We start from the raw sequence: 22,911 nt of genomic DNA, 5'->3' as shown, positions 1-22,911 counted from the left end.
CTCCGCATCAAGACTGGCTGGGTGCGAGTGAGGTGGGCTGGCCGGCCGCCTGGGCGTTCGCTTCTGCCTCAGTCAGCGTGGCCTTGCGGCCGCGGGCTGGGGGTGTGGTGGGCTCTGTGGCCTTGCTGCGCTCGTGCTGGTCGGCGTTCAGCTTCTTGATCAGCTGCTGGATCTTTCGTGTGTCGAGGCCGTCAGCGTCCCTCCCCTCTGGTTCCGCGTCTTCGGGGGGTGACTTCGGTGACGGTGTGGCCTCGGATGGCTTCCGGAGGCTGGCGGCCGGTGGTGCTGCGGGGCGGGAGAGCATGGCGTCGATGTCCCGCGGGCGAGCCAGGATCGTTCGAGGCGAATCTGCCCGGTAGGGCCCGAGAACCTGGTGGTCCTCCAGTCGCTGGAGCAACCGGTCGGCGCGCTCGGCAGTGACGTCCAGGAACCGCCGGAGGGTGAGCGGCGAGGAGTCCTGGTGCGTGGTGACGGTGAGGGCTGCCCGCCTCAACTGTTCTGGCGGTATGGGCCCTTGTGGATCCGGCCCGGTAGGGACGGTGCCGATCAGGCGCTGCTGGTAGGCCCAGGCCACCCCGTTGAGCAGGTCAGCGGTCGGATCGTAGGGGTTGCCGTCCTCGCCGGTGTGCGGATCGGTGTCACGTAGTTCGGCGACACGGTCACGGAGTCTGCTCAGCAGCATCTCGTGCGCGGCCCTGAGGTTGGGGACACGGGGTGCTCCGGCGACAAGACCGTTGTCGGGGAGGAAGTCCGTGCTCACAGGCTGGCCGTGCAACTGCTCGTATCGTGCGCGCCAGCGTGCTCGGTTGATGATCCATTGCTCTTGGAGTTCGCCGCGTTCGGCCAGCGTGGTGGTGGTGATGGCCATGCGCTGCTCCAGGTCGCGTTCGATGTGCTCAAGGTCCTGCATGCGCCGGTCGGGGCGCGTGGCCCGAGGGGCGGGGAGGGCTGCAGGGTCCTGTCCGCGCAGGCGGGCGACGGTGCGTTCCAGGCGTGTGCTCAGGCTCGTGAGCCGAACCTTGGCTGCGACGGTGGCCAGGCCTTCCAGGACGCGGACGAAGGAGGCTCGGGCCCGGTTCATGAGCCGCTCGCCGGCGGGGCCGTGCAGCCTGCGCAGGGCGGGCTGGGCAGCGTCCATCTGGCCTACGAGGTCGGTGATCTTCTCGTAGACGGTGCCGGGCAGGCCGATCGAGTAGGGGCGCATTGCTGCGACGGCTTCGTGAGCACTGTGGTGCGCAACGGTGAGGTCGGCCGCGAGCGGCATCTGGTCGACAGGCAAGCCACCGGCAGGAAGGCGGCCGGCAGCCTTTGTGACTTCCGCCATTTCCTCGGATTCCTGGCGGAATCCGGCGTCGAGCTGCTCCCAGGTCGGCTCTCCTGGGGCCTCTTCCTGGATCCAGGACCCGTCATTGCGCAGGACCCAGATGTGGTCTGTGGCGGCCAGGTGGTCGAGGGCCAGGTCCGCGTGGCCGGCGGTGTACATGGCCAGGGCCTGCTCTGCTCGGCGCCGGCTTCGCTCGTCGTTGTTCTCGGGGCTCTGGGCAATGGTGTCGAGGAGGTCGGCGAGCTGGCGCGGGGTCGGGCGGGCGGGAAACGCGGACGGGATGATGCTGCGGACCGCGGCTCGCCAGGTTTGACTCAAGGGCGGGCCCAGGAGGTCGGCGGCTTGGGCGGCGCGCCACTCGACCGCGGCGAGCAGCGCCGGCGCGGGCATCTGCCGGAGGCGGCTGGAGGACAGGCGCAGGGAGTCATTGTGGGAGGGCCCGAGCCACAGGACGATGGTGGGGTCGTCGGAGGCCTGGTCGTCGCCGGACGTGGCCAGGTCGATGCCGTGGACGGCGCCCAGCTTGTGAGGTGTGGGAAGCCGGTTGGGCTGAGGCGTCTCGGCCGCATGCTGCCCCAGCCTGTCCCACACGGCCGTGTGCAGGGCCTGTGCTGCGGTGGTGCGATCAGTCAGTTCGACCAGCTCACCGCTTGCCGGGGCCGGCAGGACGAGGGTGAGGGCGAGCTTCGCCTTGGGGGATCGTTCGGCTCGGCGGGTCGGCTTCGAAGTTGTGGGCCCGCGTGTCCCGGTGGGCCACTGACCGGGCGTGCTGCCGGCGGTATCGGGCGCTGCGTTGGCGCGGTTCGCAGGTGTCGCCACGGAGGCGTCCGGGGAGTCGAAGAGGACCGAGGCGCGGTCGCGGACGTTGGTGTCGTTGGCGAAGTAGTTCTCGGGGTCAGCGGCGAGCAACTCCAGTGCGTGCTCGTAGACCTCGTTCTCGTGGTCCTGGTCATGGTTGCCGGGCCCGAGCAGCACCGCGGTGGCGGTCATGTGCCCGGGGATCCGCCATTCCCGGTGAAGCCGCTTGGCCCACGTGAGCGCTGCCTGCTCCAGGGCGGTCGTGTTGGCGGGTGAGTGCGCTTGCACGGCTTGACGGATATAGCGTGCGGCCTGAGCGGCCATGGCCCGCGTGCGGTTGAAGTCCTTCTCCGGATCGAAGGCATGGTTGGCGCGTTCACTCTCGTTCGCGTTCTTCAGAAGGACCGCGTCAACTGTTGCGTTCAGCAGGGGTTGACGGTGCTCCAGCGCCTGCAGCACGGGAGTGGCGCCGTCGCCGTTCGTCTTGATGCCCTCTTCCCACAGCCTCGCTGCGTCCTTGGCGTCTGGTGCGGCGGTCACCTCCGTCGGGCCGGGGGCTTGCAGCAAGAGGTCCGACTTGTCGAGCAGGACCTTGCGGCCGCTGGCGTCGTTGTCCAGGAACGCGATATGGGGGCGAGGATTGTCGGTGTCCAGGGCGCGTAGTCTCGTGAGCTGGCGCTCGGTAAAGGCGGTGCCGCTGAGGGCGCCTGCCACCGGACGCTGATCGAGCGGCACAGTGGCGGCTGCCCGAACAACGGCGATCACATCCGTGTAGCCCTCGACGCTCACCCGCGGCCCGTTGCTTTCGGCCAGGGCCTGAGCCTGGGCAGGATGGTGCAGGCCGAAGACAAGATCTCCCTTGGCGAACACGTCCGTGTCCCGGGTGTTGATGTACTTCGCGCTCTGTCGATCCTTAGCCTGCTCCTCCGTTTCCCCTGGCCTGTCGATGCGCCTCCCGCCGAAGCCGACGATCTCTGCGTTGGCGTCGTGGATGGGGAAGATGATGCGGTCGTCGAAGGAGTCGTAGAGGCCACCGTAGCGGTTCCGGTCCGCGAGGCCGGCCTGCAGTAGTTCCTCTTCCGTGAAGCCCTGCTGTAGGAGCTGTTTGCACAGGACATCCCAGCGCTTGGGCTTTGCGTTGCGGTCGGAGGGTGCGTAGCCCAGGATCCATTCCTGCTGGACTTCAGGGGGAAGCTGCCGTTCCTCGGTCAGGTAGGTGCGGGCCAGTTCGGCGTTCGGGTCGCTCTGCAGTCGCTCGGCGAAGATCCGTGCGGCCGCGGTGTTGGCGACGATCAGTCGCTCGCGCGGGATGGGAGCCTCATTGGAGCCGGAGGCCTCCTGCAAGGAGCCTTGACCGACCTGGGGGGTGTGCTGGAAGTCGATGCGGTAGGCGGCCAGGCTCTGGTCTGGGTGCTGCCGGATCGCCTCGTGGAGGGCCGTGCGGAGGCTGTCCGCGAGCTGGCGGTCGTGCTCGGCGTTGCCGCTGGACTCCAAGGTGATCACGACGGTGCGGGGGGCGATGAGGACGCCCGTCGCTTCCAGGGGGACGTCGAGCTTCGTCAGGGTAGCGCGGGCCAGCGCCGTGAGCTGGCCGGCGGGGTCGGCCTCAGTGGGCGCGGGCTGTTCGGTCGGCGCCGCAGGGGCACTCTCCCCCTGCTGGGCTCCGTCCTGCCCCTGCTGGTCGTCCGCGGACTTCGCAGCGGCATCGGGCTGGGCCGAGGACGCAGGTGGGCTGATCGGCGCTGCCGACTTTTCCGCAACGGCGACTTCCGGCGGCGAGGCGGTCTCCCCCGGTGCAGGGGGCCCGGCCGCCGCATCCGGGGCGGCCTGCGCTTCGGGTTCCGGTGCAGCGTCGGGCTCCGGGGCAGCGGGAACATCAGGTTCGGCTTGAGGGGGCGGCGGTGCGATCACTTCGGCCATGGGCGGTGTGGGGGCGGTCGCGGTGGTGGTAGTTGCGGCGGGGGCCGGGGGCGCGGCTGCCGGGGCGGCGGGCTGCTCCGCCTCGGTGGGGTTGGGCCCCTGATCTGGTGCCAGGGTCACAGGTGCCTGTACTGCTGTGGAGGGGGCGTAGTCCAGGAGTGGGCGGTCGCCGGCGTCGCTCGCGTTCAGCCATGCGGTGACCGCCCTCATCAGCGTCTCCGGGGCGATCGCGGCGAGTTCGTCTCCTCGGATCGTCACGGGCCGCGCGCTCCCGTCTTTGTTCTTGGCAGCGAGCCCGAGCATGAGCGAGGGTGTGGAAGCCCCGACCTGGTCGACCAGCGCATAGACGGGACGGCCGTAGATGTGGGCGAGTATCCCGACTCCCTGGGTGCCGCTGGCCAGGTGGGTCTGTGCCTGGGCGAGTAGTCGCGGCGCGGCCTCCGCGGCGGTCATGAGGGGGATCTCGCCGGGCCGCTCGAATACGGGAAGCTGGCTGTCGTCATCCGGGTCCACAGCCATGGTGGTGGCCTCCTGTGCCGTCGCGGGCGACTCTTCTGCGGGTTTCTCTGACTGGGTGCGTTGTTGAGTGAGCTGCTGGTCGCGGTGCTGGATGTACTGGCCGAGCTCCATCTCACCGTCCTCGGTCTGCTGGACAAAGGCGATGAACTGGCCCCGGAAGGCGATGTGGTGCAGCTCGCGCAGCTTCTCGCTGCGAGTGCTGCGAGCGGCATCGCCGAGGACGTCCTTGGCCATGGCCAACTGTGCACACCGGACGTGCCGGCTGAGGCGCTGTCCGAGGTCAGCGCGCTGCATGCCGTCGTCCGGGCCAGAGGCCAGAGTGTCCTGCAAGGCAAGCAGAGCCGTCAGGCCGGGAGGGCCGAGGGTCCGATCCCCGGCAAGAGCGTTTGCTGCTGCCGCTGCTACCGGGGTGCGCGCAAGCCACGATTCGTGCCGGTCGAGTTCCCTCAGTAGTGCCTCATGCGCGGTGGCATACGCCGCCGCGTCCGGGTAGGGCGCAGCCGTCTCCAGGGCCAACTGCGCATCTCGAGGCGTGTTCTGGCGGGGAGCGGTGGGCTCCTCGGTCACGTTCGACGGCGTGCTGATGGCCACGGTGCCCTCCTCTAGCGCCTCGGCGGCTGGTGGGTGTGGCAATGGGCTGGCCTCGAGCTCGGGCACGGCACGCTCCGACCGGTCGCCGGGCACGGTGGTGGCAGCCTCATTTGTGGGAGTGCCCAGGTCTGTGCTGGGCTCCTCGTCCCGGCCGGCGGGCACGGCTGCGTTCTCGGCGAGCCCAGCGGCGGTGTCGGTGCTGTCCTCCTGCGTGATGCCGTCTGGTATGGGACCGGGGACGGTTGATGCGCTCTCAGTGGGGCCGGTCGTGCGGGGTGCCGGCGCGTCGGGAGCCGACGACGCGAGCACGTCGTCAGGCTGGACGGGCGCAGCCGGTTGGCGGGCGCGGGAAGCCTCGGGCGGCTCTTGAGCGGTTCGAGGCTCTGCTGGCCGTTCGACCATCTGCCCGTCGACGGCGGGCTGCGCCTGCGCCTCCTGGCCCTGGGCGTGGTCCTGGTGGTCAACGGGCTGGGTTCGAGTGCTGGCATCAGCCCCTGCCCGGGCCGGACCTCCAGCATCGGCCGCGGTGGCGTGATGCGTGGCCGACGTCGCATCTGCGGCTGCATCGGCGTCAGCGTCCGGTGTGTCCGGTGCCGCGGGCTGCTGGACGAGAGGCGCATCGTTCTTCCCCAGGGGCGCCGTGGGCAGGATGGCTGCGGTGGCAGGCCTGATGCGGATGCCGTCGAGAGGGATGTTGAAGACTTTCGCGAAGTTACGAACCTCCCGGCCACGCAGGGCCGTTTCGGCGAGCTGGTGCGAGTGCTCTGTCCCATCCAGGACCGCGACCGTTCGGTGGTCGTAGTGGAGCCAAATCCCGGAGAACTTGTTCAGTCCGACAGTTGTCAGGTCCGTTTTGCCGTCGTTGTGTTTGACCTCGATGACGAGCCTGGAGGTCCATAGTTCGCCGTTTGCCCGGTAGTCGTGAACCACGTCTCCGGGCTTCACCTGGTCTGGTGCCACGGCGCGGTACCCGTCGGGCAGGGTGGCTGTCCAGGCAGGCGGTGGCAGCGCAGATCCGTCGTCCTCGCGGACGGTCACGAAGCGGCTCTGCTGGAACTCGCGCGGCGGGCTGAACTCGTGGCCATCGTCGTCGCGCAGAATCAGATTGACGCCGTTGCTCACGACACGAGAGGTGACCATTGCGCCTTGGTCGTCCCGGTAGTCGACGAACTGGCCGACGCGGTAGGAGAGGTCGAAGAAGCGGCGGTCGGAGCGGACCTTCTCGGCCGGGCTGGCGTCTGGGCCAGGCGGCTCCCTGTCAGCGACGGAGGTGCCGCCAGCGCCAACCGGGTCATGTTCCTCGCCGGACGTGGCGTTCGCGAGGGTTGGGCGAGGTTCAACGGTGCGCCAGGTCTTCCGGCGGTCGGCCACGGTGTCGACCGTGTCGGTCTCGCCCCGCGCGAACGAGGCCAGGGCGTTGGCCACGTGCTGGGCGGCCTTGGCCACGCTTTCCGCCGCGGGCAGATACGGATACGCGATTGGCGTCTTGTCGAGTTCGCGCAGCTCCCCTGTCCATCCGGCGGCGTCCTCCAGGATCTCGACGACGGTGTCAGCGTCCAGGTGGTGTGCCTCGGCATGTTCGCGGACCGCGAGGAGATAGGTGACGACGATGCCGCGCGCCCGCTCCTCATGGACAAAGTCCGACTGCGACCCCCTTTCGGTCTTCCAGTGGGGGTTGCGGACGTTCTGCACGTAGTGGTCTGTTGCGTTCTTGCCCGCCTCCTCCAGCGCTGTCCGAAGGTGCAGTACGGCTTGGGTCGCGTACCTGTGCGTGACGGGGTCGGTCACGGCTTCCAGTGCGGCGGCGGCGTTCTCGTCGTATTGGGCCAGTGGATGTTGGTGCGTCCAGAGCTTGTGGTCGGGGCCTGCCGCGATGTCCGCGAGGTTGCGGGGCGTCGAGTGTGCTGCCCGTTCAGCGGCATCGGCGGCCATGGCGTAGGTGCCCTGGAGGCTCTCCTTACTGCGGCCCTTTGCGCTCCTGTACCAGGCGTCAGGCAGGGGCTTCGGGGCGGGTGGACGCGGCCCCTGCGGGCTGTCCCCGGGGACCGGTAGGACGCCCAGCGGCGCGAAGTCGATGGGCGGCAGAGGGGCCCGTTCCACAGCCTCGATGTCCCGGGGAATCGAAGGCCAGGCCACCTTGTAGTGGGCGTACCAGTTGCGGCCGAGTTCTGAGAGCTGGATCAGCTCCCCAGTGCGCTCTGCCAGGCCCTCGTTCAGGACGGCGCTGATGTGCTGCGGGGAACTGGCCGGGCGGATGGAGCGTCGGGGAACCCTCTGCATGAACACGCCGTCGGCTTCGGTGATGTTGCCGCGCACGATCTCGTTGAGGGTCTGCTCGCGCACCTGGGAGTACCGCGGGAGCGACACATCCGTCGCGGCGTCGGTCCCTTGCGTTGCAGTGTTCTGCGTGTCGGGCACCGGGGGCGGTTCGGTCGTCGGATCCGGGAACAACGCGGTCTGTTCCGGGGCGCCCAGCTGCACCTCGTGGGCCGAGGGCAGCGCCGGCTGCTGGCTTTCGGCTTGTGCCGCAGGCAGGAGCGGCAGTGTTCCTGTGAAGTTCGGTTTGCTGTTGATCAAGTCAGTCAGGCGTATGGCTCGTGCCCGGACCCCCTCTCGGCCTTCTGCGTGGTGGGAATGCCGGATGAGCCAGCGGTGGAGGAGACCGTATTCCTCCTCCAAGTACGACAGGATCCTGGTGTCGTCACCGCGGTCGTTGACCTGGGTGGCATCGGCCCGCCGTACCGGCATGTACCTGTTCTCGTACCGGTAGTCCTCCGTGGTGTCGAGGCCGACCACCCCATACCCCTCAGGGCTTCGGCGCTTGATAGTGCAGGGGACCGACCCCTCCTGCCCGTGAACAGTGACCAGGACACGGTCGCCGGCGACCAGCTCGCCGAACAGGACCTCCCCCGGGCCTGGCCGACGGCCCTTGGCGATGTTGCGACGCTGCGCTCGTCGGTCGTCGAATTCCTCAAGGACGTCCTGATAGCGGTGTACGAGGGAATAGGCACGCTTTGCGTAGTTGTCGCGTGCCTTCTTCGTCCGGGGGGCCTCTACTGGTTCGGCCGCACGCCAGCGGGTGAGGTATTCGTCGAGGCTGAGGAGACGCCGGATGAGTTGTGGCTCGGTCAGGTGGGCAGTCTTGACCTTGCTGGGCACCGCTTCGGAGAACACTGGCGGATCAGGGGACCCCACAGGCTGGGCCTTCGCCTGGTCAATGGCTTGGGTCATGCCCTGAGAGACGGACCACCCCCAGGGCACGTAGCGCCCCCGCCCGTACTCGTTCCCGTCTTCGGCGGCCGGCGGCTCGGAGGACGCCCCTGACTGGTTCCCCGGCTCTGTTCCCTCTGGCGTCGCTCCACCGGCAAGGGGTTCGGCTCTGTCAGCGCCACCCTGCACAGGGGCGTGATCGGGGGCCCCGGCCTCCACCGCGTCCAAGGGGTTCGACTGTCCGGCGGATTCCTGCGCCGGGGCCTTGCTGAAGGCCTTGACCACGGGCGCGGCTGGCGCGGGAGCGTCGCTCGGCGTCGCCCCCGGGGCCTGCGCAAGGTTCGCCCGCCGCGCCAAAGGCGCTTCCGCCGGTGCGGGTGGGGCGTCGGCAGACCAATCCCGGCCCATGGCCGCTTCGCCGCTGCGCTCAGGGCGCAGCGGTTCCGCAGCCCTCTCACCGGGAGCGGCAGCCGGACTGTTCTCGACGCGCGGGCTATCAGGGGCAGCGACGGCGGGGGAAGGCGGTGCCATCTCGCCGGCTTGATGGGCCGCCGCCAGCTCGGGCAGGTGCGCCATGATGCCGGCGTGCAGCGTGTACTCCCCAGGACGGGGACGGCGCGCCCCGTCGCGCAACGACACCGGTTTTGTGAGCTGTTGCATCTGTTCGGGGTGGCGATGCGGCCACCAGTAGCCTGGAATCAGGTCGCGGTTCTCGTCGACGACGGCAGTGCCGATGGCCAGGGTGCCGCCCCGAAGCGGAGGAAAGTAGCCGGCCAGGCTCGACGCGTAGTCCAGTTCGTCCTGGTCGAACGTGAACATCACCTCGTCACCCGGCTGAAGACCCTCCGGGGTCTCGGGGTGGATGTAGTCGAACTCCGAGAACCGGTAGAGCCGCAGGTCTTCCATCCAGCCGTGCGCCCGGGACGACTCGCGCAGCAGTCTCAGTGCGTGCCGGAAGCCCGAGGGGGCATGAGAGTGGTTGCTCTTCACCCAGTCGTAGAGGAGATGTCCCCCTTGCGGCTCGTAGGGGGTGCCGGCGGGTGGGAAGTCGTCGGCGTCCCAGGGATAGGCGTTGCCTGCGGAGTCCGTGAGGGCTTCCAGCAGGGCGGCGTAGCGCAGCGCATGGCGCCGTGTCTTCACCGGCCAGGGCACGACGTTGTCCGCGCTGCCGGGCGCGACCACGCGCCAGCCGTCGCCCGCTGAACCGTAGATCGCCAGGCGCCTGCTGGGGGTGAGCTCCAGAGTCGGGTCGGTTGCGAGTTCGCCCGCGTGCTCGGCGCGGCCGCGCAGCTCGTACCGGACGAGTCCGGCAGGGTCGAGTTCGGCGTTGTTGGGTTGGGGCTGTACTGCGAGGTGGGCGAGGTGGGCGCGAAGTTCCTCTACGCTGGCGAACCGTGGTGCGGGCGGGTTCGGGTCGGGGTTGGCTGTGGCGGCCTCGACGTGTGCGGCGATGTCGGCGAAGTGCGCCCAGTGCTCCGGGCCGGCCAGCAGCTCGGCCACGGTGTCCTGTTCATCTGATTCCACCGCCTTGAACGCGACCAATGCGTCGCCGAAGTCCCGTGCACTGTCGCCTTGTGGATCACGAGGTGGGGACGAGCAGACGGTTGCCGCGAGCGCAGCACGTACCCGTGCCTTCGCCCGGGCTCCGGGCACCGAGGCCTCGGCCGTGTCGATGGCGCGCATGATGGCGTTCATCGCGACCCGGACGAACGGGGCGGTCTGCGAGGGCTCCAGGGTGAGCTGGAGCAGCTGGGCCGGGTCGCCCTCGGCGGTGCGCAGCCGCTGGGTGGTGTAGGCGCGGGCCCGCGCTGCGAGGTCGGCGACTGTCTCGCGGATCTCGCGGGCGGCGCTCGCCACCGCCGTGTGCTCGTCGGGGTGGTCGGCGAGCTGCTGCTGTTGGTGTTCGAGGTTGTCGGTGAACTGGGCGTAGGGGTCGTCCGGGTCCAGGTCCCGGCGCCGTGTGGACGACGGGGGGCGTCCGCTGGAGGCGGCGAGGGCCTGGCCGTGGGCACGTAGACGCTGCTTCCCCCAGGCGAGATCCGGCAGGCGGGGCTCAGGCGGGGTGGCTTCGCCCCGGGGGCGCGGTGCGGCGGATGCGCTGGGTGCGGGATGGCCCTCGACCAGGGGTCCCGGGGCATCTTCGTCGTCCGGCTCGGGCTGCTGGCCTGTCAACTCGTATAGGGAGGGGAGGAGGGGCGCGAGGGTGATGCGCGGGTCAGGGTCCTGCTCCGACAGCTCGATGCTGTGCTTGATGCGGCCGGGCCGGAGCGGGCCGCGGAACTCGCCGATGATGTCGCAGTGCCGGGGGTGACGGACAATCTCCGTGATCACGACGGGTTTGTCGTCCCGGTCCAGCACCATGCCGTCGCTGAGCTCGGACAGGGGGACGGTCTGGGGTTCCCTGACCGCGTGCGGGTCGGGAAGGTGCGAGATCAGCCGATCCAGGTCAGCGCGGACCTGATCCGCGCCGGGCAGGTCGAAGGGGGGTGCTTCGGTCAGGTCGAAGAGCGCACCGCCGGCCGCACGGGGGGACGGCTTGCCACGGTGCCCAGTGGGCACCGGCGTCGTTGCCATGAACTGCACTACGTGGTCGAGGGCTTGAGTGGTTACCCGCTCGATTTGGGAGCGTAGGTCCCGGGCCAGGGCCAATTCTCCGGTGGCGGCGAACAGAGCGTTGCCGCGGCTCCCGCCGTCCAGACGGGCCCCCGCCTCCTTGGCGGTCAGCAGCAAGCTGAGCGCTTCGGGGGTGGTGGCGTCGCGCAGCCAGGAGCGGACCCGTTCCCAGGTCATGTCAACCCTCTGGCCGGCGATCTGCGCTTCGAAGTGCTTGGCGTTCTTCTTGTAGCTGACGATGTTGCCGGGGGCGAGGGTCTCGTTGACGTGCCCCGTTGCCTCGCCGTAGTAGGCCATGTGCTGGCTCTTCCAGCGAGCGAAGGCCTCGTCCTCGTCCGCTGATGCCATGAGATCGATGAGGACAGAGTCAGCCAGCACACCGCGCAGTGCCCAGGCGGCGGCCGCCGACTCCGCGCTGTGCGGGGCTCCCACATCAGCCAGGGCTAGGTCCCAGTCGCTACCTAGCGGGGCTGCGGCTGGGGACGCGGTCGCCTCGTCGGACAGCTTGTGAAGCGGTGGCGCGGCCGTTTCGGCAGTGAGTCCGGGCAGGTCCGTCGCGGCGAGGTTGTCTGCGGTGGGAGACATGCGTGTACTCGCCTCATCGGGAGTCGTGGTGAGCGTGGTGTCGGCCAGTGGGGTGTTCTGGCCCGTCGCCATCGGCAGTTCCCTTGAGGGGGCCGCAGCTGCACGTTCGTCGCCGACGTCGTTCTGCCCCAGCTCCCGGGCCAGCGCTTCCGGCTCCTGGGCCCTGGCCGCGCCTGGGGGTTTGACGACGTCGAACTTCTCGGTTTGGCTCATCGCCGCCCAGTAGCCGAACCGCTGCGCCAACTCCGCCATGTCAGCATGCTGGTCGACCTCCTCCGTGCTGGCCTGGGGGACCTCATCAGCCTCCAGCAGTACCGGCTTCTCGCCGCCCTCGCGCCCGGCGTAGCGGTCCAACGGCGGCAGACGTCGCGCCGCCGACTTGCGGTCCTCGTTGTTCATCCACGGCCGACGCGCCTTCTCGAACCGCGCGTCATAGGCTGCACGCGCATCCGCGTGCAGCCCTTCCGGGTACAGCGTCGTCAGATACAACGCCTCCGCCCCCATGCGCGAGGGGCGCAAGGGCGTCGACGTCTCACGGTCCGCACCCGCTACCAAGAACCCGGCCGTGCGCAGCATCGCGACCCGGTCGGCGCGTACCTTCCGCCCCACCGCAATGCGGCCTTCGCGGGTCTTCTTCAGCAGACGCGGAGTGCCGGTATCGTCCAGCCACAGATGCCCCTGATATGCGTGAGCCATGTCCGCGGCGAGCGCCGGCCACCAGCCCAGTTCGGGCACCGCTCTCTCGGCGTGCCACCGAGCACGCTGCAGCCGCCCGCGGTTGGTCGCGTCCATGCGCGTGACTGAGGTCAGTGTCCTGTCGAGTTCCGCCTTCCGCCGTTTATCCAGTTCTTCCAGCCGGGCTCGCTCTGCAGCAGGCTTGAGCCCATAGAGGACCTCCCTCAGAGCTTCCGCAGACGTGGCGACGCCAGCCGCCCGCTGGGTGTCCACCGCTGCACTGATCGCCTGGGCCGCGTGGTACTCCAGCCGCGATACCTGCCCGTCGGCGTGCGCCTCCCGCGCCCCTTCGAGCTGGCTTTCAGCGACGAGCCAGTGCTTGTGGGCGGCGTGCATGACCGCCTCCAAGCGCTCCTCGTTCTGGGTCGAGGACCGTGCCGCGGCTCGCTGTGCCCTATTGGCTGCCTCGTCCGCGTACTGGAAGGCCCCTTCGACAACGTCCATCAGAGCTGCGATGCGACGTTCTGGGTCGAGGTCGTCCGGCCCCTGGCCCAGAGCGGAGGACAGGTCGTCGCTCCCCTCCCCCGACCCTGTGGACACGGGGGTGGTGTGCTGCGTCTGGTAGGCGTCGGCTTGCTGCTTCGGCGCGGTGCCCTGCCCCTCCAGCTCGTCCTTCTCATCCGCCCGGGGAGGCTGAGGAGATTCCCCGAGCACGGCTGGAGCCGCCCCCTTTGTCCGTTCCTTGGGCGCAGTGCCTGCTGCGGCGGAGTCGGGGAGCGCGGGGCGCCTTACGGGGATGGTGCGTTCGGGGGTGCCGCCGCTGGCATTCCGGGGGGCGTTGAAGCGGGTAGGTGTGTCTGGGTCTCCGCGTGCGTCGGCATCCGCGCCCTGGTTGCCGGTGCTGCGGGGGCTGCGCGCTGCGGTGCGGGGGGTCTCAGCGGTCGTACGACCATCCGTTTGGGCTGTAGGTCGGGTGTCGATGGGCCTGTCCTGACCCGGCAGGTTTGGGCGTTCGGATTCGCCTGGAGGCCTGTGTGCGGGTGCGAGGACGCGGCGAGGCACGTTGTCCACTGTGGACCAGCCCGGGACCGATGCGGGGGTATCCAGCCCTGACGGCGGTTCCTCCTTCGCCGTCCAACCGGAGCCGGTCGCCTTCGTGGAATCCGGCTGGGCCGCGGACATGTCCAATACGCGCGGGGTGTCCTGGTCGCTCGCCCATCCCTCGGCTACCGAGCCGAGTGCCGGAGGGGCGTCTTCGTCACCCCAAGCGTCGCCCGTGCTGCTCGTGCCGGCGGGGCCGTCGGCTTCCCCGCCGGCGTGCCCGGACATGAGGACGCGAGGAGCGTCGTCCGCCGCGGACCACCCCGCAGCCGGGTCGGGAAGCGCCAACCCCGACGGCGGCTCTTGTCCCTCTGTCCAACCCGGACCGGGCGCTGTCGGGGACGTTTGCTGAGTTGTGGACAAGTCCAGGACGCGTGGTATGTCCTCGTCGCTCGCCCACCCCTTGGGCGCAGCTCCAAGAGCCGAGGGAGCGTCCTCGTCTCCCCACGCCCTGTCTGCATCGGTGGAGACTGTGGACCGGTCCGTTCGTTCAGCGTCCTGCTCGGGTGCGAGGACGCGGGAGACGTCGTCCGTTGCGGACCAGCCCGAGTCGCGCCCCGAGGCGCGGGGTGTGTCCTCCTTGCTCACTCGCCCCGCGGCTATGGCATCGAGCCCCGACGAGACATCCTCATCCCCCCACACACCGTCTGCGCTCGTGGGAACCGCTGAACTGTCTGCTTGCCCAGCCTGCCGCTCAGGTGCAAGAACCCGCGGCGCTTCGTCTATTGCGGACCACCCCGGAGTCGGTGCTGGGGCGGCCAACCCGGATGGAGAATCCTGTGCCCAGACCGCATCAGACGCAGTCGCTCGGGCACGCTCCCCTGCGGATGCGTGAAGGACACGTGGCGCATCCTCGTCGCTCGCCCAGCCCTCGGCCACCGCGTCAAGAGCCGGTGGGGCGTCCTCCCTCCAGGCACCACCCGCCCTGGTAGCTACGGCTGGGTCCTCTGATTCCCCGGCACCCGGCTCGGGAGGGAGGACGCGCGGGGCGTCGGCCGCCGCGGCCCAGCCCGCGACTGCGTCGGAAGTCGTCAGCCCGGACGGCGGCTCCTCCTCTGACGACCAATCTGAGGCAGGTGCCACTGCACGGGGTGCATCCTCATCGGCTGCCCACCCTTCGGCTACACCGTCGAGTGCCGACGGTGCGTCCTCCTCCCCCCACGCGTTGTCTGCGTCGCGGGGCCGGAGCGGGAACTCTTCGGGAGCGGCTGGCATGCGTCACCTCGCTGATGATCACGGGTGGCGGCCCGGCCGCCTACATTCCCTGGGCAGATCAAGTGCCCTTCGACGCTAAGGACCAACGCAGTGCCCGGTGCCCGCACACCGGCGGACCTCCCGCCTGGAGGGAAGAGCGGCCCAAAAGATTGGTGGCCGATTCCCTCAGGCGGTCCGTGCTCTGCGTCACTGGTTCGGGGAAGCGGCCGGTGCAGCCTGTCGTCCGTGCTCGTCCGGACGCGGCTGCCGGATTGCTCCGGAAGGCGCGGCAGGGGGAGTCCGCTGTGGCATCTCGCGCTGCCGAGCTGCTGACTGGACGCGGTCGCGGATTCGGCGCGCGCTGTCAGTGTCGATGCGCTGAACGAGAGTGCCGACGCGCTGCTCAACGAAGGCTTCCCCGTAGCGATTCACCATCTGGGTGACCTTGTCGCCGGTGGCACTTTGGAGGTCGCCTCGCGTGAAGAGGCCGGCCGGTGCGGACTGGGCGTCGAACCCGAAGCGCAGGACGCGTCCATGCTCCTTGTGCCCGGTGACCGCCACGTACAGGTTGAAGGCGCTCATCTTGCTCTGGAGGGTGGGGACGCTGGGCGCACCGGGGTTGTCCATGAGCCTCAAGAGGTCCTCGCGTAGCAGGTCGGGAGCCGGGCGTCGAGCCAGCACGCCACGCAGCACCTGTTCACCGGTGGCGCCTTCGAGTTCTGCCGCGGTGAACTGGGCGGCAGGGCTGGGCGAGGTGGGGTCGAATCCGAATTGGACGACCCTTCCGTGCCGGGCGCTGTGGGCAACCCGTACGTAGAGCGGGGCGTCGTCGAGGACCGCGTGCTCGGTGGGTGTGGTGGGGGCGTCTGGAGAGTTGAGCAGACGCAGCAGGCCTAGGCGCAGTTCCTCTCCCTCGGTCAGGGCCGCCACACTCTGCGTCTGCGGTTCTTCCTCCTCGTGCGGCTCGGGGCCCGGCTCATTGTCTGCCTCGTTCCCGGGGGCCGGCTCGGTGTCTGCTTCGAGCTCCGGGCCAGTGTCCGGCTCCAGCTCGTGGTCGTAGTCCAGCCCAGCGCCGTCCTCGACTTGGTCAGGCTCCTGCTCAAGTTCCGAGGCCGGCTCCAGCTCGTCGTGGGCTTCGAGTTCGGCTGCCAGCTCCAGCGTCGCCTCCAGCTCCGAGGCGGCGTCTGCCTCCCTCTCTGCGTTGAGCTCTGCTTCCATCTCTGCTTTGAGCTCTGCTTCGAGTTCTGCGGCGCGCTGCAGTTCGTTGGCAAAGTAGATGGGGAACCGGATGCCCAGGTCCTCAACGAACTCGGTATCCGCCTCCTTCCTCGATGCCGTGCCCTGCTGGGCCAAGGACGGGGGTTGTGGTTGCGCTTCCTGGTGTGCGAGCGGGGCGCGCAGGGAGAGCCGGTAGACGTGCTCGGGCAGTTCGAAGGCGGTGGCCATCAGCTTGAGGGGGGCCGGCTCGATGTCCAAGCCACTGACGATCGTGGCATCCCGCAGATAGGTACGCTCGCCGCCGCCGTGGGGGTGCTGGTGGGTCACATCGGCTCGACCCCGGATGCGGGTGGCACCGGGCGCGGGTGACCCGGCGTTGCCGACCGGCAGCATGGGTGTGCCGTCGGGGGCCAAGTCGAACTCGATGATGTCGTCGCTATGGATGTAGGCGGCATCTAGTCGCAGGCCGATGGGCTGTCCATCGGCGTCGAGAACGGTGTCTTCGCCAGGGCGCTCGATGGTGAGGTTGCGGGGGAAGTGCAAGGTGCGGTCGTCGTCGAGGGTGATGGCCACAGTGCCGAACTCGGTGGCCTCCCGCTGAATGACCTCCCGAGGCTTGTACTCGTCGTCGATGGTCAACCAGGCCCATTCGCCTTCGGTGAGCGCGTCCGCCCAGCGTCCTGCGCTGGCCGACTGCTCAGGACGCGGCTCCTGCTCCTCAAAGAGGCGCCATAGTTCATCGCTCGGTGAGGGAGTGAGCCCGTGGGCCCGGTCGTGATGAGCGCGCTCTTCCAGGATTGTGTGGCTCAGGCGGACCGCATCTTCGCCGCTCAGCCTGGCACCCAGTCGCGGGTCGCTCCAGTCGATCGCGGAGCCGTCGGCCAGATGCAACTCGGTCAGCCGGCCGGCGAAGGCGCGTGCGTCCTCCAAAGACGACAAGCCGTTCAGGGGCTGGGGCATGACGAGACGGTCAAGCGCTTCGGGACTGAGATAGAGGTTGGGCAGCAGACCGTCGAAGGGGTAGCCACTGCCTGCTGGGAGGACTTCATAGGTTCCGCTCTGGCTGTTCTTACGCAGGGCGAACTGACCATCAGCAGTGAGTTCCACCAGTTGCCGGTCCTGGGCCAGACGACGCAGATGACGACGGCGTTCCGGGCTCAGGCCGGGGATGTTGTCCGATATCAGGTGGGTGCGGACCTGTGCGACGGAGGACCAGCGGCGATGGCCCGCCGAGCGGCCGGCCTCGGCTGACGGCTCCGGCGTCTCAAGGGGAGAGGCCACCAGAACATGGCTGGTCGAGCGGATGTTCTGCACGTGCTCGCCGGTGGCCGCGTCCAAGACCTGGAGCCAGCCGATGCTGGCGCCCTTCTCGTCGGCCGATTCCTTGATCCGGACACGCCTCGGCACCGCGAGCGGGACGAGCTGGGAGCGCAACTGGCTCGCCTGGGGGTTGTTGACCTCTCCCTTCCACCAGAAGGTGCCGTCTGCTCCGGTGACTTCGCCGATCTTCTTGAGGATCGTGGGCTTGAATGCGTTCGGGGCGGGCGTGGACGGATCGGTCGGCTGCGGCGCAGGGCTGGTGACGAGCGTCGCGGCAGCTGGGACGTCGAGGCGCTGGCCGGTGCTCTCGTAGTACTCCCTGGCGTAGCGGCCGTCTGGGGCATCGAGGCCCTGGGTGACCAGGGCACGCCGGATCGCGTCCTTGATGTCGTGGCCGTGTTCGTCGCGCCAGCGCACAGCGGCCAGCTGAAGGGCGTAGCCGGTGGGGTTCGGCATGTCCCAGGGGAAGGGGTTGCCCTGGGCGTCGCGGACGCTCTCCAGGGCGTCCGCGATCCTGTTCGCCCGGTGCCTGCTCTTGATCTGCTTGCCCCATGGGCGAGGGACGTCGGTGAGCCGGTCGGGCGCGCAGACCTCGTAGCGTTCGGGGGCTACAGTGATGATCGCCAGGCGGCCCCCTGAACTCAGGTGAGTGCCTGCCTCGGCTCGTCCGTGCTTCCTGCAGAGCTCGACGGTCAGTTGCTGACCGCGCTGATCGGGGTCCGCCTTGTGGCGGACGACGCTGCTGAGGTGGGCCTTGAGCAGCATGTTGGCGTCGGCGCCGGGGTATGCCTTTTTGTCCTTCTCCGTGAGGACAAAACGGGGCTCCGGGAAGGGCGCCGGGGCGGTAGTGGGCGCCTGGAGGGGCTCGTTCTCGGGAACACCGGCCAGGAACCGGGTGAGTGCGACGGCGGCGCCCTGCGGGCTGGCGTAAGCGGTGCCCTCGGCCTGGGGAAGCCGCCCCTCCGGGACGAAGTGATAGCCCGTGTCGCTCGCCACGATCGTGCCCAGGGGGGTGTCTGCGCGCAGGACCCCCTGAGTGCCGTCAGGCGCGGCCAGCTCCAGGGTGAGGGCACCCAGATCCTGCTCGAAGGCGTCCCATCCGCCGAGCTGTTCGGCGTCCTTGCGCTGCTTGTGCCGCTGGTCCAGTTCGGTGCGCAGGGCACGGAGCTGCTCGGCGGCCCGCACGCTCGCACCGGTGTCGCCCTGCCCGGCCCACTTGGTGAGCCACTGGTTGAGGGCTTCGGCCCTGGATTCGAGCTCTGTGAGCTCCGTAATGCTCTGCGGCGAGCGGGAGAGCAGCGGGGGCTTGGGGGCAGACTCCTGCACCCGGGTGGGAGCCGCTGCGCCCGGGCGCGGAGCCCGCTCGGGCCGGTCCAGGAGAGTGACGAGCTGGCCGGCGGCGTCGCGCCAGGCCCAAACGTCTTCGAGGAGGTGGGGGTGGCCGCGCTCGTCTCGCAGGGTGTGTGGGCTGCAGTCCGCGACCCGGGTCCACTCCCCGCTGACGCGTAGCAACACCTCGACCCGTGTGCCGTCCTTACGCGGCGACAGCTCTTCGACTGTCCACCGGTCGGTGCGCTCAGCCCAGGACAGTCCGCGTAGTTGGCTCCGAAGCGCGGCCGACACATCCCGCGCGGCATCCGTCACCGCGGCAGACTCCAGGGCCGCATCGGCCGATGGCGCGGCGCCGGCGGGAGCTGGGACCGCGATCACCTGGCTGAGGGTGAAGTCCACGGTGCGGCCGTCCGGCGTAGCACCGATGAAGTAGCTGCCGTCGGCCAGCTCTATTTTGACGGTGCTGTAGAGCTGCTGCGCGCCGTGTTGCGGGTCGGCAGCCACGTGGGCGGGGTGCTGGGCATCGAGGATGCGGACCTGCTGGCCCGCTTCCACTGCCGTCTCGACGGTGGGGTCGGTGGCTATCCAGCCGTCAGGTGCGGGCCGTGTTCGGTTGTGGCGGTCGTGGGCGGCATCTGCACCTTCCACGGTGCCGCCCTCGATGGGCGTTTCGCGCCGACCGTTGACACGGACCTCGGCGCCGAGGGTTCCGCAGACGTAGATGCTCTGGTGGACCTGGACCTGGTCGCCACCGACCGGGTTCCACGCCACGAGAACACGGGTGCTTCCGGTGCCGTCGCCGACCTCGACCTTCACCAGCTGGTCGATGCCACGAGTCTCCTTGGCGATGACCTTGCCAAGCTTCGGGGCCAGGGTGTAGCCCGGACGGTTGGGCAGCGCACCGGTCGTACCCGCCAAGGCGCCCACCGGATCGGGGGCGGAGACGCGCAGTTCGGGGGTGAGTTCGAGGCTCCTGTGGATGCGCTCGGCGTCCTCCTTTTCCGCGAAGAGAGCTTCGAACGGTTCCTCGCCCTGGTAGCGGATCCAGATGACGTCCCCGCTGGCTCGATCCACGACCGCCCAGCGTCGGCCGGCGGCGGTGGGACGGTCGCTGACCTGGAAGGCCGGTGCCGGGGTGTCCGGCGCCGACGGTTGCGCGGCCGCGCTACCGGTTTCGGGCGGGGTGGCTGCGGTGTCTGGCCCGTCGCTTGATGCGGGCTCCCGCTGCGTGCCGGATGGTGTCCCGGTGTTCCGGGGCGCGACGCCTTCGCCGTCGGCGCCGGCCTGCGCTTCAGGCAGGTGTATGGAGTCAGCTCGTGCAGCAAAGAACCTCGTTCCCGTACGGATGCTGGTGATCTCCTCGCCGGTTTCTACGTTCTCGACGTCGATAACACCGCGCGGCTTGAAGAGGAGGCGGACGAGGACCGGTTGCTTGCTCGCTTGCTTGCGGCTGGCAGCCCGACCTCCCCACCACAGGGTGCCGTCGGGCGAAGCCAGTTCCTTGGCCTCACCCGGCTTCATAGCCTTGAAGGTGGAACGCTCGGGAACCACCGTTTGCTGGGGGGCTACCTCGGTGGCGGAAGTCGGTGGTGTTGCGGCAGCTGCCGTTGTGTCCACGGAGGCTTCCTCCCGTATGTCGTCAGCGGCGGATGGCTTGCTCTGCGCCTCCGGTGCCTCACCGCCGGGGCTCTGAGCGCCAATGGGACTCGGCACGGCCTGCGGGGGTACGCCGTGCAGGCTTGATGCCCTCGGCAGAACGAATTGGCCGCTGTTGAGGGCCTCGTCCAGTTCTTCGTCGCTGGCGACGGGAAGGCTCGGCTGGTCCTGCCCGTCACGGCGGACGACCTGGCCGGGGATGACCGTCACTGCGTGACCGTCCTTGGTGCGGACGAGCAGTGCGGTGCCGTCGAGCTTTGCGATTTCCCCGTCGAGGAGGCTCTCGCCGTCCTCGCTCCGGAAGGTGACCTGGTTGCCGGGCTCGAAGTCGCTCACCTGCCAGGGGCGCAGGTAGATGCCGTCCGGCTCCTGCATCGGGTCGTCGTCGCGTGTGACGTCGAAGATCCAGCTGAGAGGGCCAGCGTCCAGGGCGTCGGTGGCGCGGGTGACCGCGACGTAGGCCAGGCGCAGTTCCTCGTCGTCGGGGATCGTGTCCCAGTCGATGCCACCAGTGACAGACTGCTTGGGGCTGCGGGAGCGCCAGTCCCCGGCGATCCGGACGCGCTGCGACTCCGTGCCCTTGGCCTTGTGCGCGGTGGACACCAGGAGGTCGTGCGGCGTGGCCTGGTCGACGATCTGCCCGCCGTTGTCGTTGGCGGGGGCGGTGTACCGGTCGGCGATGTACTGCTCGACCCGCTCGCGCAGCGCGTGGCGCTGGGCCTCGGTCGCGGAGGTGGCCGGCTTCCTCGGCGGCGGGAAGCTCCACCGCCTGCCGTCGTCGTCCCATCCGAAGCCGACGCCCCTGCTCTTGAGCCACTCCTTCGTGGTCCGGAAGTTGCCGTCTCCGTGGGCGAATTTGACGTACAGGCGTTCGCCGTCGTCTTCGACGAACGGGCGCGGCATCCGCACGGACTCCAGCAGCGCGTCGAGTTCGTCGCTGTGCCGCTCCATCAGCTTGAACATGCTGTCGAGCTGCCTGAGCTCGGGCTCGATCTCGGCGGTTTCCAGGATCTCGTCCCAGGCCATACCGTTGAAGCGGGCCAGCTCCTGGTGGCTGGTGCGTTCCCCATCGCGCAGCGCTTCGGCGGCTTCCAGGAACTTCCGCAGGTCGCTCAACCCGCCGGACACCGCGACCTTGCGGCCGGCCCGCAGTCCTTCCACGGCGCCGAGCACCACTCCCGCGTTGGTGCGGGCGATGAGCATCGTCTCGTCCCCCGGGGTGATTTCACCGATGCGGGAGGTCTTGCGGTCCCAGCCCGTCAGGCGCATGCGGGTGCCGCCCAGGCGCAGGAACCGGTTGCCGATGTCGGCGACGGCATCGCCGAACCGGAAGGTCTGGGTGAGCGTGGCGGTCGCATCCGCGGGCAGCCGCCCCAGGGCGTCGGTCGCTCCACGGAACCCGTAGATGGCCTGGTTGGAGTCGCCCACCGCCACGATCTGGATGCCCGCGGCGCGGACGTTGCCGACGATCGATTCCATGACGGGGTTGACGTCCTGCGCCTCGTCCCAGAACAGCACATCCGTGTCGGGGACCCGACCGGAGAGCGACCACATCTTGACGGTGTGGTCGAAGGACAGCGGAAGATCGCGGTCCTTGTCGTTCGCGTCCGGGTTGGTGAGGTTGGCCCACATCTGCACGGCGAGCGGCTTGACCGCTGCGAAGACCGCGTTGCGGTTGGGGAGGCTGTCGGGCAGGTGGTGGGCAGCGAAGTCCTCGTCGGCGGACTTCGCCCACTCGGACAGCAGCCGGTTGGCCAAGTACGCAGCCCGCTGCGGGGTCAGCGACTCGCCTCCGGCCCGGGTCCGGGAGCGCCACCGCATCCGGTCGGCGAGCTGTTGCTCGTTGAGCCTCGGCCAGTTCAGCCGGGTCAGCAGGGCCTCGTCGACCATGGTGTTGGCGTAGGCGTTCGCGGTGGTCGGGGTGAGGTTCTCGCTGTACTCGCCGCGCTGCTGCGACTCGATCGCCTCGTCGGCGACCGATCGGTTGAAGGCGAGGTAGAGGATGCGCTGGCCGGGCATGCGCCGCGACAGCATCTTCAACGTGGTGGACTTGCCGGTGCCGGCCAGGGCCATCACCCGCAGGTCCAGGCCGCGACGGGCCGCGGCTTCGATGATGATGTCCTGCTCGGCGGTGGGTGGGAACGCCTCCGACTCTGCGGCGGCCGCGACGATCTCCGCCCACCGGGCATCGGTGTATCCGCCGGGCTTCGCGGGCGGCAGGTCGTCCAGGCTGGTGACGGTGCCCTGGGTCTCGTTGGGGTTGAGCCGGTAGCCGTCGGCCCGCTCACGCAGGATCCGCCCACGGGACGGCTCGATGAGGTTGCCCTGGGCGTCGTACGCCGGTTGCGGCACCCACTCTTCGGCCTCCTGCCGCAGCAGAGCCCAGCGGCGCCGCTCGGCGCGCAGCCGGTAGGCCAGCGACAGCGGATCGATGGAGTCGCTCAGCGCCTCGATCGTCTCGTCGAGGTCATCGACGTCCATCGCATGGATCGTCAAATCCTGTGTGGACTGTCCTTGGTGGGCCACCGGTACGGCGGCGGCACCGGCCGACAACGCCGGCTGCTCCTGTGTCGTGGCGGGTGTCGTTTCGGGGGCCTCTTGCCGGTGCGGTGGCCCATCCGGCGCGGCTTGGTGCTCCGCCTCGACCGCCGCTGGGGCGGGCGTGGCCTTGGTCCCGTGATCCTGCTGAACCAAGGGCTGCCGTCCAGGGCGCTGCGCAGCACCGTGCCCGCCCACCGTAAGGAAACTGCCCCCGTCCACCACCGCGTACCCGGCTGCCCTGAGCGTCACCGCGTACTCACCCAGCATGTAGGCGCGGGCCTCTTCGATGTCCTCATCGGAGTGTCCGTCCAGCT

The 22,911-nt window shown here is 69.4% G+C and carries 2 protein-coding genes (1 of these 2 running past the window's edge); both read right to left on the bottom strand.

Annotated features, from left to right (window positions below):
- Positions 1–7: 7 nt before the first annotated feature.
- Entirely contained in the window at positions 8–12,949 is a 12,942-nt protein-coding gene (locus D9V36_RS01255; protein ID WP_129292042.1) for a toprim domain-containing protein, read from the bottom strand.
- A 1,788-nt stretch (positions 12,950–14,737) separates the two neighbouring features.
- Positions 14,738–22,911 carry the end of a UvrD-helicase domain-containing protein gene (locus tag D9V36_RS01250; protein WP_129292041.1) on the bottom strand. The gene runs 19,663 nt beyond the window's last position, so the window shows 8,174 of its 27,837 coding nt (coding positions 19,664–27,837); its start codon lies beyond the right edge, outside the window — the gene reads right to left on this strand; the stop codon is at positions 14,738–14,740.

This window comes from Streptomyces lydicus, assembly GCF_004125265.1.
In the GTDB taxonomy this organism is placed as follows: domain Bacteria; phylum Actinomycetota; class Actinomycetes; order Streptomycetales; family Streptomycetaceae; genus Streptomyces; species Streptomyces lydicus_C.
Note: the sequence above shows the minus strand (reverse complement) of the source record. Positions and strands in the feature narration are given on the sequence as shown.